This window comes from Ruegeria arenilitoris (assembly GCF_013032445.1).
Taxonomy (GTDB): domain Bacteria; phylum Pseudomonadota; class Alphaproteobacteria; order Rhodobacterales; family Rhodobacteraceae; genus Ruegeria; species Ruegeria arenilitoris_F.
This window is the reverse complement of the sequence record NZ_WQCA01000041.1, coordinates 1-16365: the sequence shown is the minus strand read 5'-3', so window position 1 is coordinate 16365 and position 16365 is coordinate 1. Positions and strand designations below refer to the sequence as shown.

The following is a 16365-nucleotide window of genomic DNA, read 5'->3' as shown; positions in this document are numbered from 1 at the left end:
AGACGGGCAGGTGGCTCAACAACCGCGTCGAGAATTCGCACCTGCCGTTTCGACGGCGTGAACGCGCCATGCAACGTTTCAGGCGCATGCGAAGTTTGCAGAAATTCGCCGCCGTCCATTCCTCCGTATACAACCACTTCAACCAGGAAAGATCGCTGACCAGCCGAGATACCTTCAAGCTGACACGCACCGCCGCCCTGGCCGAGTGGCGTCAACTTTGTTCCGGATAGGTTCACGGTTTCCGCAGCAAACTGAGACTGGTTCGAATTCGTCTGACAGCACCGCGCTCAGAGAACTTGGTGCACCCGTAAAACAGCAAACAGGCAGGTGACTCAATAACCGCGTCGAGAATTCGCATCTTCCGTTTCGACGACGCGAACGCGCCATGCAACGTTTCAGGCGCATGCGTAGTTTGAAGAATTTCGCGTCCGTTCTCTCCTTCGTCTACAATCACATCAACCAGGAAAGATCGCTAGCCAGCCGAGACATCTTCAAGCTGACACGCACCGCCGCTCTTGCCGGGTGGCGCGAACTTGGTGCGTCATAAAAGGCAGTTATACTGGTCTACCAAAGACTGGTTCGAATTTGTCTTACAGTACCCCTCGGACGCCTTTTGGTTCATTTGTCCTTATTTCGTAAACAACATTAACTGAACGTGAACAGTGTATTCCCAATGTGTTCAACTACTCTCCGGCATATTGTTTATATTGGATCAGACGGGTGGTGCCTGTGTGATTGCCAACAGGGGAAAAGCATGATCAAATCTGCCTTTGTGATTGAAGACTCCAGCATAAGAGCTGTGGCGCAAACCTCCGGTGAACTTGCCGAAGAATGTTTGCCAACTACGACCAATGCGAGCAGTGGCCGCTTCCCTCCTATAGAAAATGCACTAACCGATATCATTAAAAACAAGCGGTTTCTTGAGGCAAAAAACAAAGTCTGAAGGCAGTTCAGCAGACCCCCGACAATTCCCGATAATCGTCCAACCTATCGGAATTGAAAACTCAATCCCGCCCTGATCCAGGGCGGGGTTTCTTTTTGGGTTTACCGCAAACGAGGTCCGCCATAAGACCCCGACTTAAGAAAAGTATGGGCCAGCCATTTGCACTTTTCCCAAAGCACGTGGCTGGCCCGACTTCCAGTACTTCCGTGAGTAGTGAGCACTGATTGAAAATCGTATTGGCGTTTTGAGGCCCTTTAATTAAAGGCCCAGCAACGACTTAACCTCTTCTTCAACTGCATCGGTGACTGGTTTGTTAGCTGCGGCTTCCAGAGCTTCACGTTCGGTCAATTCCTGTTCTTCGACAAGATCGGCCAGTTCCTGCACTTCTTCGGCTGCTTCGTCATATTCGATGGCAGCTTTTCTTTCATCGTTCAGGTTCTGCGCTTCCTCGACAGAGTCATCCAGTTCCTTACGCGCTTCTTCCAACTCGTTTTCGATCTCAGGATCAGTGCCACCGGCGTCTTCCAGTGCCTGTTCAAGATCTTCGACCCGTTGCCTATTGTTCTGAACATCATCCAGCGCGGCTTCCAGGTCTTCCTCAATTTCAGAAACTTCACGCTCTGGTGGCTCAAGCCCTGCAAATTCCTCCAACTGATCCGCGTATTCCTGACGCAGCGGTTCTCCGTCCAGTACCGTGTCGCGATAGTTGGCAATTCGACCTACGCGAGAATTGGGAGAAGCGTTTGCCAAAGCGGTTGCGCTTGCGTTGGCAGCGTTCAACGCGCCCAATTCAGACGGATGGGCCCCAAGAAGTGATGCTATCCTGTTGCCTTTGGTTCGAACGGCAGGGCGAAGAGATTTTTCGACAGTCGTGGTTCGAGAAATCCTTGTTTGTGACTTGGGCTTTTGCTTGCTGCCACCAAAGATACCGCCCTTCTTAGATGTTGCAGTGGTCCTTGTTTTACCTTTTCCGCTGAACAGGTCTTTCAAAGAAAACCGATTGTTTTTCCCCGAAGTAGCACGTGCAGACTTAGTTTTTGTCTTGCCTTGGTTGGACGCCCCGGCCCTGCGGCCATCACGGGCTTTGCCAGCTTCTTTTCCGCCACTACTTTTGCCCGCCGAGCTGCGATCTCCACTCTTACCTTTGGCGGAGTCGCCTTTCCCGCCGCTGTTGCCTTTTCCACCGCCGTTGCCTTTTCCGCCGCCTTTGCCTTCGCCGCCGCCCTTTCCTTCACCGCCGCCTTTTCCGCCACCGTTACCACCGCCTTTTCCACCGCCGTTGCCCTTGCCTTCTTTTGCATAGACAATATCCGGGGCGGCAAACGCAGCGATAATGGCCGACGATCCCAGCAGTGCTATCGCCAATGTAGTAGCTTTCAGAAGTCCCGATGTGGTGGCTTTCATGTCAATCTCCTTAATAGAACGCCCGCGGCCACCGGTTTTGTAGGACAAATCCCAGAGCCCGTTCGTCTGCAGTGCGTATGAATCACTGATAGCTTGTGACATTTAACTTGAGAGCGCTTGAACGCAGGGCTAACTGCTTGTTCATCAATGGTTCATGTTGGGTTGGGTATTCTCGGCAGATAAGTGCGAGGGTTTGATGCGAGTGAAGTCGTTCTTGTTGGCAGCAAGCTTGGTGACTGCTTTTTCCAGTGGGGAAGCGGTTGCTGACACTCGCGAACTCAAACAAGGCGAACTGCGTAAAGCGACTCTGTCAGGAAACACAATCCGCTTGAAACGGGTTATCAAGGGCGTTGAAAAGGCTTTTGGAGGCACCCCGGTAGATGCGCGTGCATTTCTAGCGGACGAAATCTATTATCGTATTTTGGTTAAAAAACCCAATGGCAAGATTGTCAGTGTGGTGGTGAATGCCCAGACCGGTGCGGTGGTATCCAATCGATCCAGCGTAGGTCGTCAAATATCAAAGGCCGCGCAAACTAATTCCAAAAAAGCCTATGGCAATGGCCAGTCAAATAAGAGCCGCAGTTCCGCGGCCAGCCGTGGTGACAGCAGCAAGAGTAACAGCGGCGGTGGCAATGGTGGCGGTAACGGCGGTGGCAATGGCGGCGGTAACGGCGGAGGCAATGGCGGCGGTAACGGCGGAGGCAATGGCGGTGGCAATGGCGGCGGTAACGGTGGAGGCAATGGCGGCGGTAACGGCGGAGGTAATGGCGGCGGTAACAGCGGTGGCAATGGCGGCGGTAACAGCGGTGGCAATGGCGGCGGGAACAGCGGAGGTAACGGCGGCGGCAAAGGCAACGGCAAGAAATAGTACTTAAACCAATGCCGCTGTAGCTGTAGTTATTGTTTATGAGAGTACTTCTGGCCGAAGATGAACCGCAGCTGTGCGAACAGATCAAAAAGCTTTTGGGCGCAGAAGGCCGCGTAGTAGATGTGGCCAACAATGGGACGGATGCGTTGCACTTGGGGGCGACCGAACCATATGACATGATCATTCTCGACATTGGGTTGCCAGAACGTGACGGTATTTCCGTATTACGAGAATGGCGAAGCGCAGGCGTCAAAACTCCGGTACTGATTCTCACGGCTCGTGATGGGTGGAGTGAGCGTGTCGATGGCCTTGACGCAGGTGCGGATGATTATATGACCAAGCCATTTCACATGCCGGAACTGGCAGCACGCGTCCGAGCAATCCTGCGCAGACAGAGTGGCCAAATGAACCCGGTGATTGAAATGGGGGACGTCTCTCTGGATACGCGAAACGGACGCGCCAGCTTGGGTGGAATTCCCGTTGATCTGACCGCGCAGGAGATAGCTGTGCTGACATACCTTGCGCACAATATAGGACGCATGGTTTCACGAACTGAGTTGTCAGAGCATATTTACGAATATGACGGTGACAGGGACTCAAATACCATTGCCGTTTTCATAACCCGACTCCGTAAAAAATTAGGCCCGAACCTAATCACGACGGTCAGAGGACGCGGCTACATGATCGATACCGCGTGATGCTATCTCTGCGTCAACGTGCCTTGCTAGGTGGTCTCGCCTCTGGCGCGTTGTCCGTAGGCGTCGGGACATTAGTTGTGCTGTCCTACATCAATACCCGCGTTCTGGAACAGTTCGACGAGACGTTGCGCGACAGGCACACGCAGCTTGTTGTTGGGCTTAGCGCCACCACGGATAACCCAGAAGCCTTGCGGGATTTGATGTTCGACCCAGGCTACAGCACGCCATTTTCAGGCAGATATTGGCAGGTGACGGATGGCAGTGGGGCTACCTTTACATCCGCCTCACTCTTTGACGAAACGATTGCAGAACCTTCAGGTGCGGGCGAGGGGGCGGCGGTCTGGAATACTCTAGGGCCGGATAACGAAGCAGTCCGCAGTATCTACCAGAAGATCACATTCGAAGATGGAACAGAATGGGGAGTATCTGTTGCCGAAAGCAGGCTTGAACTGATCAGCGAACGCAGGGCTGCCCAAAATAACCTGCTTCCGGTTTTTGTGTTGATCGGCTTGATCGGAGTTGCCAGCTCACTTCTACTAATGTCTGCAATAATTGGCCCCTTAAGAAAGTTGCGCGAAGATGTAGGACATCGCTGGGACAAAGGGGACGATCTAAATCCAGAGAGTTATCCCGAAGAGGTTGCTCCACTCGTGGAGGACCTCAACCAATTGCTTCATCGAAATCGTGAGATTGTTTCTAGTTCCCGCAGGCAGGCGGCAGACCTGGCGCATGCACTTAAAACGCCCACGGCAATACTCCGAAATGAATTGGCAAGTTTGTCAGAAACTGGCGTAGACACAGTGCCTGCAGACGATGCTTTGAGTAGGATCGATGCTCAACTACAACGCTCTCTTGCGCGAATGCGGGCGTCAAATACGGCCGAGCTCACCCACTCAAAAACTGACCTTTCCAATTCAGTCGAGAGGTTGTCTCGATTGTTCTCTGTAATGGCAGAGCGTGAAGGTAAATCTCTCACGTCAGAGTGCGAACGTGGTCTTTGGGTCAGAATGGACGCCCAAGATTTAGAAGAGGTGATCGGTAACCTCCTCGACAACGCTCTCAAATGGAGTTGCGGAAAAATCCACTTGTCAGCCAAACGATGTGCAGACGGTATTGAACTTTGCATTGAGGACGACGGTCCTGGAATTCCAGAAGACGCCCGAAAAGAGGTGCTTCGGTCTGGGAGACGTCTGGATACCTCTGTCAGCGGAACAGGATTAGGGTTGGCTATATCCCTTGATCTTATAAATGCATACGGTGGCAAACTGGAGTTAGAGAAATCGAAGCTCCTTGGCGGATTGGCTTGTCATACAATTGTTTCAGGATAGAAAAACGACAATTTTCTTTGCCGCCGGCGACGTGCACTGACCAAGTAAGTAGCGCGGTTTGTTGTGCTCCATAAGAATTTTTTAACTGGCATAGCCAAGATGAGGTTGGTCTATTTTGGTAGTCTGCTCCTGTTCTTTTCCAATCTGATTTCTTAGGCCTTTCGCCCAAAGGTCTTAGAGGCAAGATTCATAACCAGTAGATGAGGGTTACTGCGAGGGCTACGGCCGAGAGAAAGACCTTGGGAACGCGGTCATAGAACCTAAGTCGTTTGTCTTGCCGTAATGCTGTACTCACCAGTTTTCGACACTTGTGTGGACCCGGGACCTGAGGGGAATGGGGTCCACGCTTTCTTCGCATCGCTCAGCCAGAAAAGAGCAGGTATGTCACCGCTCGTTTTTCGAACTTTGAAGAGGTTCACCGTGCGTAAACCAATGGGTTCTAACATTAAATAAGACTGGATCGAATTTGATTAACATTATCTTACGTTGAAATAGCTAACGAAATCACTAGCCATAAAATCCCCGACATAGCGATAGATACACCCATAGGGTAGCCAGCTTTTGGTCGAAAGGCCCTCCAAGAACATTCAGGGTAGGCAAGAATATGACGACCAGAGACAACAATTAGCATTCCGGCGCCCATGGAGAATGCAAAACAATTAAAATAATGAAGAAGCCCATTGCTGGGAATAAAGAGAACCAGCGCGGAAATTGCCTTTACGTCCCCGCCACCCCAAAGGCGAAATGCGAAGCCGATTGCTCCCAAGGCAAACACTATCAGTGCGCCTAGAAACCGATGCATACTTTCTTGAAACGAAAGGTAGAATGGTGCTGACAACAAAAAGGTGAAAAGCAAAATCAGCACGAGTATGTTAGATATTTTGAGGTTCTTCAGGTCATGCAGAGCCATTATAACTAACAACGGTGCAATCAGTACCAGCGGGCCCAACTGCTCGGTCTCAGGCGACATGTGATCCACCCAGCTTTGACACTTGGGGTTTCACGACCGGTGTAAGTAAATCATGAATCAATTCGGGTTGAGACGACGTACCTGTTTTGCCGTAGATATTGCGTAAATGCGTACGAAGAGTAGAAATCGAAATTGAAAGTTCGGATAACAAGGCGTCATTATTAAGGCCGCGGGCTAACAACAAGCAAACCCGATATTCGGCACGGCTCAAGCGGCAAGGGTTGTCCATAGATAGGATGTCCTTGACGTATTTCTTTACCGATTTTCTGCGCGCACTCGACAATTTCGCTTCGGAAAACCGCCCAAGGGACCTCTTTTTCCAACAATCAGAGAGTATTGGGCCAATAAGCGCCAGAATGTTCTCCAATGCTGTAGAAATCGGGCGAGAGAAATGCAATTCCCAAAAGTCCGCATCCCCGTTTCGCCGTTCCAGCAATATCGAAACGGATTCCGACAGCCGACGATTTTTATAAAGTTCGAAAAAATGCTCATGTTCAGCGAAATCATCAAGTGTACCAAACCAAGCAGATCCCGGCTTGGCCCGGCTCATATTCTTTCCGCAGACGATCGGTGCCACACAGAAATCAAAGCTGCCTGAATGGTCGTGCTGCGGATTGGCGTCATAGCTCAGTACTTTCGCTGAGCCCTTTCCGCACGCTAGGTCAACTCGGCTTATAGAGACAGCATCTGCTCCGATCATAAGCGCAGTTTCACGCAGCGCGTTCAACAATGGAACGTTACCCTGTGAAGCCTGACAAAGAGCGGCGACAACTTTCATAAGTTCCTGGGTTGGTTCAATTGAACCCAGCGCAGAGTGATGCGCCGAAAACAAAACCTTCATACTATTTACCATTGGTCAAAACACGACCAACGCCTTTCCTTAGACAGTCCCACCCATCCAAATGTCTGGTCTTTTTAAGTGGCCGGCCCCCATATCTTTAGCTGTTTGCGTCCCGCTACTTTCGATTTTTGCATTCGGTTCATTTTAAACCGACGGTCTTTGGTGGACATCGCCACTCAACCAAATGCCCGTTTTTAAAGTGACCAGATTGCACATAAGTGCCTATTTACCTTGCACTATTTTGCGTCTTTGATCAAAGTGCGTATGCAAAATGCTCTTCTTGCGCTTCAATCTGGGAACATTATCCATGTGACCTAATCATTGTTGCATTGCATTGGCGAATGCTAAGCACCAAAGCCCCGGAAGTATCGAATCAGAGACGGTGCAGCAGTAATAATCATCAGGGTCGGCAACATCAGTGCAGCCAGAACTGCGGACATCTTTACGGGCAGTTGGTTGGCTAACTCCTGCGCTCTGTTTTCGCGCCAGTCTCTCATTTCCGAAGCGTAGGTCGTCAATGCATCCGACATACTTGTTCCAAACCGCATTGATTGCTGAACGACGGTGGCGAAAGACCGAATTTCGTCTACACCGGTGCGTCGCGCCATCTCGGATAATGCATCCCCGCGTGGCCGCCCGGCCTGAATCTCATGTTGCGTGCTCAAAAATTCGAATGCAAGATCCGGTGAAGCTGCCGCTAGTTCATTCCCAACCCGGGTCATCGCAGCGTCAAACCCAATTCCGGCCTGCAGAGAAATCTGCAAAAGATCGAGCGCATTTGGAAACGCGTCTCGGATCTTTTGTTGGCGCTCTTTTCTGCGGCGGTTCAGCCAGATTGCGGGAAGGAAATAGCCTACACCAGTTAGCAACCCGACAAGCTGTATAGCATTGGCATTGCTAATGCTTTCAAAGAAACTTGCAATTGAACTGGGAAATGGAATTCCAGGCGTTTTTGCCGCGACGATAAGCAAAGCCACAATCATCGGAATTAAAACTCCCAACCAGACTCGTGTCAGCGTGTAGATGCGTAAAGCGTTTGGGTTGGACAGTCCGGCCTGAATCAATTTGTCTTCAATTTTGCGACGCTCAGACTGTCGGCTTGGAAGTGCAGCCTTAAAAAGGCCCTTGGGTGTAGCGACTGTCTCACGCAACAGGCCACGATCCTTGCGCGCGTCTAGTCGTTGAGCACGCAAGTTGGCGATACGAACCGCCGCAGGATGCCGTCGGCTAAGGACTGAGCTTACGGCAAAAAAAACTAACAACACGCCAAGGCCAAAAACAGTTAATAAAATCGTTTCAGCAGGTAGGCCAAAGCGAAGTGACATCATTTCCAGAATGCGATCCATGGGACTCACCTCAAATGCGAAAGTTAACAAGCTTGTACAGAACAACGACGTTGGAGATCATCAAAACCACAACCAGCACGGCAAGTTTGATGAACGCCGGATCGTCACTCACATCGGTGTAATATCCCGGCGCGTTGACAGACATTATGCCCATGATCACCAGTGGAATGATCGACAGCAGTACCCCGGACAGACGTCCTTCAGCGGAGATTGCCTTGATACGTCCGCGCAAAGCGATCCGTCTTCTGATAACAGTGGCAAGAACGGTAACGATCCGTTCAAGATCACCGCCGGTACCATGCTGGATTGCCATACTGGCAGCCAGGTATTGCGCGTCCTCAGAACCGACACGGTCAGCGAAGTCCTGAACAGCATCAGGCAACTCGTCCCCGAAACTTATCTGGTCGAAGATAATCCCGAACTCAGTCCCGATTGGGTCTTGCATCTCATCCGCGACAGCTTTGATCGAGGTGTTTACCGGATGGCCAATTTTTAGGCCACGCGCCATGAGTTCCAAGGCGTCGGGTAACTGACCGGTCAGGAGCTTTTGGCGCTCTGCCTGACGTGATTTGACAATCAGCGCGGGTACGACTGCGCCCAATACAAAGGCTATGGGAATGGCTTGCCAGACGGTAAGAAAGAATACGCCAGCGATAGCCACTGCAGCAGTGCCAAATGCGGACAGTAGTAAAAAGTTCTGCGGCGATATTTGCAATCCTGCCTGGACCAGTGTTTCCGGCAGCTTTCCAAAAAACGGGACCCGAGACCAGAGTCCAGTGTGTGCGTCCGGGAGAAGAAGCGAAAGACGCTCTTCGTCAGACACACCCCCCCGGACCATGCGCAAGCGGCGGTTGCGGGCCTCTGAGTGGTTTTCGCCTCCTCGAACTAAATGCAGAAAACCTGTGATGACCAAGAATATACCAACGAAAACGCATACGAGTGTCAGATAATTCAGGAGTTCTACGGTGTTGATATTAGTCATAATTTTAACCCCCTGATACCCGGAATGTTTCAGGCTCCAGATCGACGCCGGCGGCCGTGAGCAAATCAAAGCATTTCGGACGAATACCTGTCGGCACAAATTGCCCTATCACCTCGCCGGTTTCCGAGCGCCCCTTCTTCTGGTACACGAAGATGTCCTGCATTGTGATAATCTCACCTTCCATCCCGGTTATTTCCGAAATGCTGGTGACGCGGCGTGACCCATCCGCCAAGCGGGACAGGTGTACTATAAAATGCAAACCAGACGCGATCTGGGATCGAATGGCTGCTGCCGGAAATTCTATCCCGGTCATAGTGACCATTTGCTCGATCCGCCCGAGTGAGTCACGCGCTGAATTCGCGTGGACAGTTGTCATTGAGCCATCATGCCCGGTGTTCATAGCTTGCAGCATGTCAAAGGTTTCTGCACCGCGAACCTCACCGACGATTATTCTGTCGGGGCGCATCCGGAGCGCATTGCGTACCAGATCGCGTTGAATGACCTGACCGTCGCCAGACGGGGAGGGTGGTCGCGTTTCCAGGCGAACGACATGATCTTGCTGAAGTTGCAATTCTGCCGCGTCTTCGATTGTTACAACACGCTCACCGTGATCGATGTAAGACGACAGGGCATTCAACATGGTTGTCTTGCCGGACCCTGTTCCGCCTGCAATCAAAACGTTGAGGCGCGCGTATACCAAGGATTGCAGGAACCGCGCTGCTCCTTCATTCAACGCGCCATTCGCAACCAGCTTGTCCATCGTCAGTTTTGATTGTGAGAATTTTCGGATAGAGACGCTGGGCCCGTCGATCGCACAGGGACGGATGATGGCGTTGACGCGGCTTCCGTCCTCTAACCGTGCATCTACCCAAGGCTGGCGTTCGTCAACGCGGCGTCCGATCTTGCTCACAATCTTGTCGATCACGCGCAGCAAGTGTTTTTCGTCACGAAAACGCACCGGGGCTCGTTCCAGCAAACCAAAACGTTCGACGTATACCGTCTGATACCCGTTAACCAAAATGTCATTGATTGTTGGGTCCGCCAAAAGCGGTTCCAACGGGCCAAATCCCAGAATTTCATCCAGAAGTTCGTCGACAATACGATTGAAGTCGTCCGTGTTAAGCGGCTTGCCCGTTTGGGACAGTGCGCTACTGACCACCCCAGCCACCTCGCGGCGAAGCACATCTTTTTCGACTTTTTCGATTACCGAAAGGTTCAGTCGATCAAGTAAAGCCTCGTGCAAAGTGCTTTTGAGTTCTAGCCAATCGGCCAATTGCTTGTCTTCAGCCGAGGGTTCGTCTTGAACTTCCTCGGCTTTCTGTTCTGAGTGATGGCTCAACTGGATAACTTCTGCCTCACTGGGGCGCCCGGCGCGTGCAAACTTTTCAAACATACCTTTTACTCCAATTAAGCAGCGTTGTTTTTGAGGTCTTTGGCCTCGCCACTCGTTTCACTCATTATCTTGCGCCCCATCATTCTGATCGATTTGGACAAGGCACAGTTGTTTGCCGATTGAGAAAGCAACTGTCCCCGATCAAGGGCTTGCTTTGCGTGACGGGCATCACAAGGCAGCCAATGCCGCAACTCGCGACCAAGTGCTTTTTGCGCTTCTACGTGATGACTTGAGCGAAAAGTCGGCTTCGCTTCCCGGCTGAAAACAATCTCAACGGGGGGAGCGAGACGTTCCTTAGTGAAGAAGTCGATCAGACGGCAGGATTGACGAACCGAAGAAACCGAACTGTCTCCGATCATGAACATCCGATCAGAAGCAGTCACGACAGCACCGATCCAGTCAACGAGTATGCGTGGCAGATCGATAACGACGTAGTCAAAATCGTGACGCAATGTCTCGATTAGCGTGGTGACTTGCTCACGCGTCAGGGCGTCCAGCGGCATAAAATCCTCGGGTGCGCTCAGAACTTCCAACCCGGACGCGTGTTGCACCAACGACTGTTGAAGAAAGGTCCGATCCGGATTCACACCTTGTTGGGCCATTCTTAAAAGCCCAGAGGACGGTTCCAGGTCCAACGCCGTTGCAACAGTTCCGAATTGCAGGTCCAGATCGACAATGGCGACTTTGTTCTGCGTCTTTTTTCTGAAAATGCCGGAGTAGCCTTGCAATTGGTCGGCAAGGTTAATTGTCAGCGTTGATGCGCCAATACCCCCACGAGCCGGACAAACACTGATAACTTGCCCCAAACGTTGTTTTTGAGGGTTGTAAATAGCCGGTAGCAGGGACTTGTCGACTGTAAGCTTTTGAATCTGTTCTCTTAGTTCCTCTGACCCTATGGGAAATGGTAGGATTTCGTCGACGCCCACCTTGTTCAGGGCTCGGGCATCAGACAAAGAGATATCTCGGTCACTGAGCGCAAGAATGGTAGCACTTGGGCCGGCACTACGACGCAGGTCGCTGACTATTTCCATATCCACATCTTCAGAAAGCGTGAACACCAAGAGATCATTGTTATTCAGCAACTGGCTCGCATGCCCGTTTACCGAAGATAATGTTCCTGTAAGCGTTTCGAGTGAATGATCCTCTAAGCGATCAACTGCCTTAGTGACCGAGCTAATGATCGATTCGTTGTCAGAGATTAGGGCCAATGATTTGTGGGTCATATTGCAGCTCCTATTTTTTAACATTCAACCGTTGGTTCCGTTGGCGAGGTCTTCGCCTGGAAGGGTTGCGCTGAAATCGGAAAAAATCTTGAAATCCGTGGTTGCATCGGTCAGTGCATCGGTTTCGGGGGTATCACCACCCACCGCCAGGGCAGCAAGCGCCCCCAACGGAGATACGAACCGGAAAGGAAGCGCTTCGATGGTGACCGTGACGTTAGGCACATAGGGGCCGCCAAGGAAATTCATCTGGGGATCGAATTCGTAAGTGTATTCAATGTTTCCGGCGTCAAAATTGGCTGTAGGATCATTGGGAACCGCAAACTGAAGCATATTCCAGATTTCGTTCCTGGTGGTTTGCGCCGCGACGCTAGCGGGATCATCGCCATCGCAGGTCGAGTCCTCCAATGTAGGTACAAAACAGACCCCAGTCGCAAAGCTGCAATTTGTACCAAAACGCGGTCCGGAAACATCGGTATAGCCGCCTCGGAAGTTGGTTGTTGGTATACCGTCGCAGGCGGGCGGCATAACGGCTGCCATTCTGGCTGCAACCTGGGCAGTTTTTTCCGCGGCTATATAGTGAAACGCGAGCCTTCCGAAGTCGATCAGACCCAGAAAGATCAGAAGGAACAAGGGCAGGACAACCGCCATCTCCACGATGGTTGAACCGTCTTCATCGCGGGTTAGACGAGACACATCCCGCTTTATGCGTTCAATACGATGGGTCATGGTCCAAACACCCGGCTGCGATCTGTTACAGTGGTCTGGATCTGCGTCCGTTCGGCGCCACCAACAAGTTGGAACAAAGGCGCAAACGGAAGATCCGAAATTGTCAGTGACGCAGTGAGAACGGCCACAGGTGTGGGCGAAACACGATATTCGCCTGAGGTCCCGACACATTCGAGTGAAAGATCGTCCAATCCTATGGTGATGTTTGTGGTCGAAAGCGACGACAGAGTGTTGGAGACAGCCGTCTGATAATCGCTGATCGCAGCACTTGGCGACGCCGCACACAGGTCGGAAGGTGCAATTCTCCCGACGTATCGCGCGGTGTCCCGAACGCCTGTGATCGCATTTTGATAAGACCAGAACAAACGCCCACCCTCGGCGATCAAGGCAAATGTCGCCAACATGAGCGGAAGCAGGATCGCAAACTCTATAATGGATGCGCCCGATTGGTCCTTCTTAAGTCGAAGGGCTTCTTGTTGAATATATTTCGACAGTACAAACATGACCTTACTCATAAAGCTGAACCAGATCGTGAATTACGCCGCCGCCAGATCCGTCAGATACGATCTTGATGACCTCACCATAGATGACCGCGTTCGCGCCGGTGTTTCCCGCCTCGGACGGACGGATCAGGAACATCTCGATGAAACTTGTCACCGGGATAGAGCCCGATCCTCCGTTCAGCTCGCTTTCATAGGTGGCACAATCAATTCCAGCCACTGTGATGACACGGCGACGAGGATTTGCGCGCGAGGGCGAAGGGGGCTGGCAAGCAGGCATGCTGCTTTCGGATTTGCCACCAGCCGCCAGAATGGCTTCCAGTGCGGCTTGGTTGGCTACTTCTGCGTTATAAATTTCGTGCCGAGTTCCGCTTGTTGGGAACCAGGCTGGAACACCAGTCGGAACGGGGTTGCTGAAATCTGCGCCGTAATTAATGGTCAGATAATCTTCGAGCCCCGTCGAAAAGTTGCCATCGCCAACGCGTGATAAGGGGCAACCGCCGGTATCGAAGCAGTCATCCAGAGGCAAACCAACCGTTGCAGTAGGATCAATCACGCCGTCAACTTCGTAGGGCGGGGCCTTTTCATTGGTGCAGTTGTTTCCGTTTGCAGACGTAATCCAACCGTCCAGAACATGCGGGGATGCGGCGAAGTTATCGACATCGTAGCGTCTGTCATTCTGGAATTGTCCGGCGCTTGCTTCAAATCTGTCAAACCGCGTGTTAAATCCTGCGATCATATTGCCAACACTCAGGCCAGGACGGGTTTCCACCGCCCGTTGACTAAAACACATGGACACAGCACGTGACGCGGCCAACGCACATGAGTCTTCCTGACCGGGCGGTACAGACGCACAAGCGCCAGCAGTATCGATCGCCAGATTCTGGTTGGCGGAGAGAAAGCCGAAATTGCCCGGCCCCCATTGATCATTGCCGCCCTGGCTCACCATTTTGACAAGCTGGCCTTCAGACAAGTCCAAGCTTGGTTGAGGCAAGCAAATAAACATAGGAGTGATGTCGCAGGCCAACAACGTAAACCCTGCAACGGCTTCGGCACTTACAGTGGCGAAAGGGCGCGAATTACCGATGAGAGCCGCCGTTGCTGCCGCCAGAGGCGTCTCGACTTCGTGTGTGTCTATTGTCACGCGGACGAAAGATGCGATGGATGCGCTTGCGGCGTCGGAGGCGTCCAACAACTGCGCAGGTTGTGCAGGTTCCATCGAATTGTCGGTCGGACTTTCATAGAACTGCAGCTGGTAGTCGGTAGAGCCGGAAAGAAGCTGATCCTTGTTGCGTACCCCAAAAGTCTGGCGATCACGGATCATCCTCGCCGCTGCGTTCGTCGCGCGAGTGATTGCGTCGGGCCGCCCATCCAATTCTCCAGCGGCCGCCAATGCCACGTTGTCCGCGAAGCTTTGCAATTCGGACTGAGTTGTAGTGACGCGTCCAATGTCAAAGGCGAGAGCCGCCATACCTATCATCGCCGACAGCGCCACTGCGGCAAATACCAGGATCGCGCCATCTTCAGAGCGACGGAAATGACTTATGATATTTGCGAAGAACACAATCGACACTTTCTCTGACAGGTTCAATTGATGACGGCTTCGGTCACTTCGGTGCCGCGGCGAACGCGGATTACGGTTCGACGCACAGGTTCGTCTACGGCCGTTGGAGTTTTTGGTTCGTCAACAAGAAGATCATTCAGGCGTGTCATGGTTAGCGCCCTGTCTTCGGTGTCATCGATGGACCGCAACGTCAGACTCAGCCGACCCGCGCGCTGTGCCAAAGCCAGGCGTTGGACTTGATCAGGTGTGACTGCAACCGTGACCGTTCGCGCGACTACTGGCTGGTCGGTCTGCTCGTCAGATTCCTGATCGACGCCGATAACCCGAATATTCTGCAGAATAGTCACGGCTTGCATGTTCTTTTTCTCGCCGGTCGTCATCACGATATCGACACGGTCACCTGGCGTGACAAAACCCCCGACAGCTGTTTCAGCATCTACTTCGATCGCCATAGCACGGTGATCCGCACCGATGGTTTGAACGATTGTGACCTTTTCACCAAAATCAGAAACCTTGTTACTCAGAATGAGCTCACCCTGAGTAATCGCTCGGCGAGCACGTCGGGTCGGCATGTTGGCGGCGGCGATCAGGTCGTCGTAGCCAGTAAAAACTCCAACGGGAAGAGCGCCACGGGGCCACTCGATTGTTGTCAACGCACCTGGGTTAATTTCCTCGCCAAATGAAATGTCGCGCGATGCCACGACCACGCTGACAGTCTCACTTTCAGCTCCGACACTGGTTGTTGTAGTGTCAAACCGGATGTAGTCGCGAGCGACGTAAACTGATCCTCCGGCTACGGCCAATCCCGTCAATGCAGTGAAAATGGCAGAAAGTCTCATCTCGTTCTCCTTCAGCTATTTCTTTGCGTTCATCGAATGAGCCGCTTTGAACGGTCACACTTTGCCGATGGATCAAGAAATCCCGTCATGGGTGGAAAGCACGCGGCACCACTTGTACCGCGTACTTTGCGTTCAAACAGGCGCTTACATCAGGCCTTCTGCTTCGGTGAATTGAGTGTTCACGTCAGCACCCAGGTTCGTCAGGGTGAGAACAGCGATGGCTGTGACGACGGTAAGTGCGACCCCGTACTCGACGATGGTCGCGCCGCGCTCATCACGTGCCAGGCTTTTCATGATTACATAAAGTTTCAACATTTTACTCTCCTAGAAAACTTATTAGTTTCACACTGTTGCCGTACAAATTAGCGGCGGTCATACCCCCCCCAACTTTCGACGGAGTATGCATCAATGGTACGGCCCTCGGGCTTGAGTGCGCATCATTCAAAGCTGGGAAAAATACACGTATAGGGTGAATTACTTGGCGCATAGGCTATTTTTCAGCCACGGATTTGCCCGATTTTGTTCGCGGGCGTCGCAACTGGAATTCTGATTCGAACCTAGTCAGAGAGGTCTTGTCAGAAGAACTTTGCTTGAGCGGGGTAGGGGTGTTGCGTAGCTTTTGCCCATGACCAGACCTGCCTCATTCAAATACTTCAAAACCAGTCCCAAGATCATCCGCTTGGCGGTGATGCTGTACATCCGATTCCCTCTCTCGCTTCGGAATGTCGAAGATCTACTGC

Annotated in this window: 17 protein-coding genes and 2 pseudogenes; 7 read left to right on the top strand and 12 right to left on the bottom strand. The window is 52.1% G+C overall.

Annotated features, from left to right (window positions below; genetic code table 11):
• From GOW98_RS24095 to GOW98_RS24090, 3 genes and pseudogenes are all read left to right on the top strand, one after another.
• Nucleotides 1-230 (top strand): DDE-type integrase/transposase/recombinase (locus GOW98_RS24095; RefSeq protein WP_170336934.1); only part of this gene is annotated, 230 nt, incomplete at its 5' end.
• A gap of 53 nt (nucleotides 231-283) precedes the next feature.
• Nucleotides 284-547: pseudogene (locus GOW98_RS25620) on the top strand (DDE-type integrase/transposase/recombinase); the annotation flags it as partial.
• A gap of 207 nt (nucleotides 548-754) precedes the next feature.
• On the top strand, nucleotides 755-943 hold the full coding sequence (locus GOW98_RS24090) for a hypothetical protein (protein WP_170336931.1): 189 nt from the start codon (nucleotides 755-757) through the stop codon (nucleotides 941-943).
• Between the two features lie 258 nt (nucleotides 944-1201).
• Here GOW98_RS24090 and GOW98_RS24085 read toward each other — a convergent pair whose 3' ends face one another.
• Nucleotides 1202-2347, bottom strand: a complete 1146-nt coding sequence (locus GOW98_RS24085) for a hypothetical protein (RefSeq protein WP_170336903.1) — start codon at nucleotides 2345-2347, stop codon at nucleotides 1202-1204.
• Between the two features lie 232 nt (nucleotides 2348-2579).
• Here GOW98_RS24085 and GOW98_RS25615 point away from each other — a divergent pair, with 232 nt between their 5' ends.
• The 3 genes from GOW98_RS25615 to GOW98_RS24070 all read left to right on the top strand — a co-directional run bounded on the left by GOW98_RS25615 (nucleotide 2580) and on the right by GOW98_RS24070 (nucleotide 5241).
• The gene (locus GOW98_RS25615) at nucleotides 2580-3215 is read left to right on the top strand and encodes a PepSY domain-containing protein (RefSeq protein WP_217359726.1); all 636 of its coding nucleotides are present in this window, start codon (nucleotides 2580-2582) and stop codon (nucleotides 3213-3215) included.
• Nucleotides 3216-3253: 38 nt separating this feature from the next.
• Nucleotides 3254-3913: a response regulator transcription factor gene (locus tag GOW98_RS24075; protein WP_170336929.1), complete on the top strand. Its 660-nt coding sequence runs from the start codon at nucleotides 3254-3256 to the stop codon at nucleotides 3911-3913.
• Nucleotides 3914-3990: 77 nt separating this feature from the next.
• Nucleotides 3991-5241, top strand: a complete 1251-nt coding sequence (locus GOW98_RS24070; protein ID WP_170336927.1) for a sensor histidine kinase — start codon at nucleotides 3991-3993, stop codon at nucleotides 5239-5241.
• Nucleotides 5242-5722: 481 nt separating this feature from the next.
• Here the strand turns inward: GOW98_RS24070 and GOW98_RS24065 are convergent, their stop codons facing one another.
• From GOW98_RS24065 to GOW98_RS24015, 11 genes are all read right to left on the bottom strand, one after another.
• Entirely contained in the window at nucleotides 5723-6211 is a 489-nt protein-coding gene (locus GOW98_RS24065; RefSeq protein WP_170336925.1) for an A24 family peptidase, read from the bottom strand.
• Nucleotides 6201-6989: a helix-turn-helix transcriptional regulator gene (locus GOW98_RS24060; RefSeq protein ID WP_170336923.1), complete on the bottom strand. Its 789-nt coding sequence runs from the start codon at nucleotides 6987-6989 to the stop codon at nucleotides 6201-6203. Before GOW98_RS24060 ends, GOW98_RS24065 begins: the two co-directional genes overlap by 11 nt.
• Nucleotides 6990-7396: 407 nt before the next feature.
• A complete protein-coding gene (locus GOW98_RS24055; protein WP_170336921.1) occupies nucleotides 7397-8398 on the bottom strand; it encodes a type II secretion system F family protein in 1002 nt (333 codons plus the stop codon).
• A gap of 10 nt (nucleotides 8399-8408) precedes the next feature.
• Nucleotides 8409-9380 (bottom strand): type II secretion system F family protein, encoded by a 972-nt coding sequence (locus tag GOW98_RS24050; protein WP_170336919.1) that lies wholly within the window; start codon nucleotides 9378-9380, stop codon nucleotides 8409-8411.
• 4 nt (nucleotides 9381-9384) lie between these two features.
• Entirely contained in the window at nucleotides 9385-10773 is a 1389-nt protein-coding gene (locus tag GOW98_RS24045; RefSeq protein ID WP_170336917.1) for a CpaF family protein, read from the bottom strand.
• A gap of 14 nt (nucleotides 10774-10787) precedes the next feature.
• A complete protein-coding gene (locus tag GOW98_RS24040; protein WP_170336915.1) occupies nucleotides 10788-11996 on the bottom strand; it encodes an AAA family ATPase in 1209 nt (402 codons plus the stop codon).
• Nucleotides 11997-12020: 24 nt separating this feature from the next.
• Nucleotides 12021-12722, bottom strand: a complete 702-nt coding sequence (locus GOW98_RS24035) for a TadE/TadG family type IV pilus assembly protein (RefSeq protein ID WP_170336913.1) — start codon at nucleotides 12720-12722, stop codon at nucleotides 12021-12023.
• Complete coding sequence (locus GOW98_RS24030; RefSeq protein ID WP_170336911.1) at nucleotides 12719-13237, bottom strand: TadE/TadG family type IV pilus assembly protein; 519 nt, start codon at nucleotides 13235-13237, stop codon at nucleotides 12719-12721. The genes GOW98_RS24035 and GOW98_RS24030 overlap by 4 nt, the downstream gene beginning before the upstream one ends.
• The gene (locus GOW98_RS24025) at nucleotides 13230-14795 is read right to left on the bottom strand and encodes a pilus assembly protein TadG-related protein (RefSeq protein ID WP_170336909.1); all 1566 of its coding nucleotides are present in this window, start codon (nucleotides 14793-14795) and stop codon (nucleotides 13230-13232) included. The genes GOW98_RS24030 and GOW98_RS24025 overlap by 8 nt, the downstream gene beginning before the upstream one ends.
• Nucleotides 14796-14809: 14 nt before the next feature.
• Nucleotides 14810-15625, bottom strand: coding sequence for a Flp pilus assembly protein CpaB (cpaB, locus tag GOW98_RS24020; protein WP_170336907.1), 816 nt, complete (start codon nucleotides 15623-15625; stop codon nucleotides 14810-14812).
• Nucleotides 15626-15769: 144 nt separating this feature from the next.
• Nucleotides 15770-15937, bottom strand: a complete 168-nt coding sequence (locus GOW98_RS24015) for a Flp family type IVb pilin (RefSeq protein ID WP_170336905.1) — start codon at nucleotides 15935-15937, stop codon at nucleotides 15770-15772.
• 313 nt (nucleotides 15938-16250) lie between these two features.
• On the opposite strand from GOW98_RS24015, the pseudogene GOW98_RS25945 reads away from it, so the two are divergent.
• Nucleotides 16251-16365, top strand: a pseudogene (locus tag GOW98_RS25945) (IS6 family transposase); the annotation flags it as partial.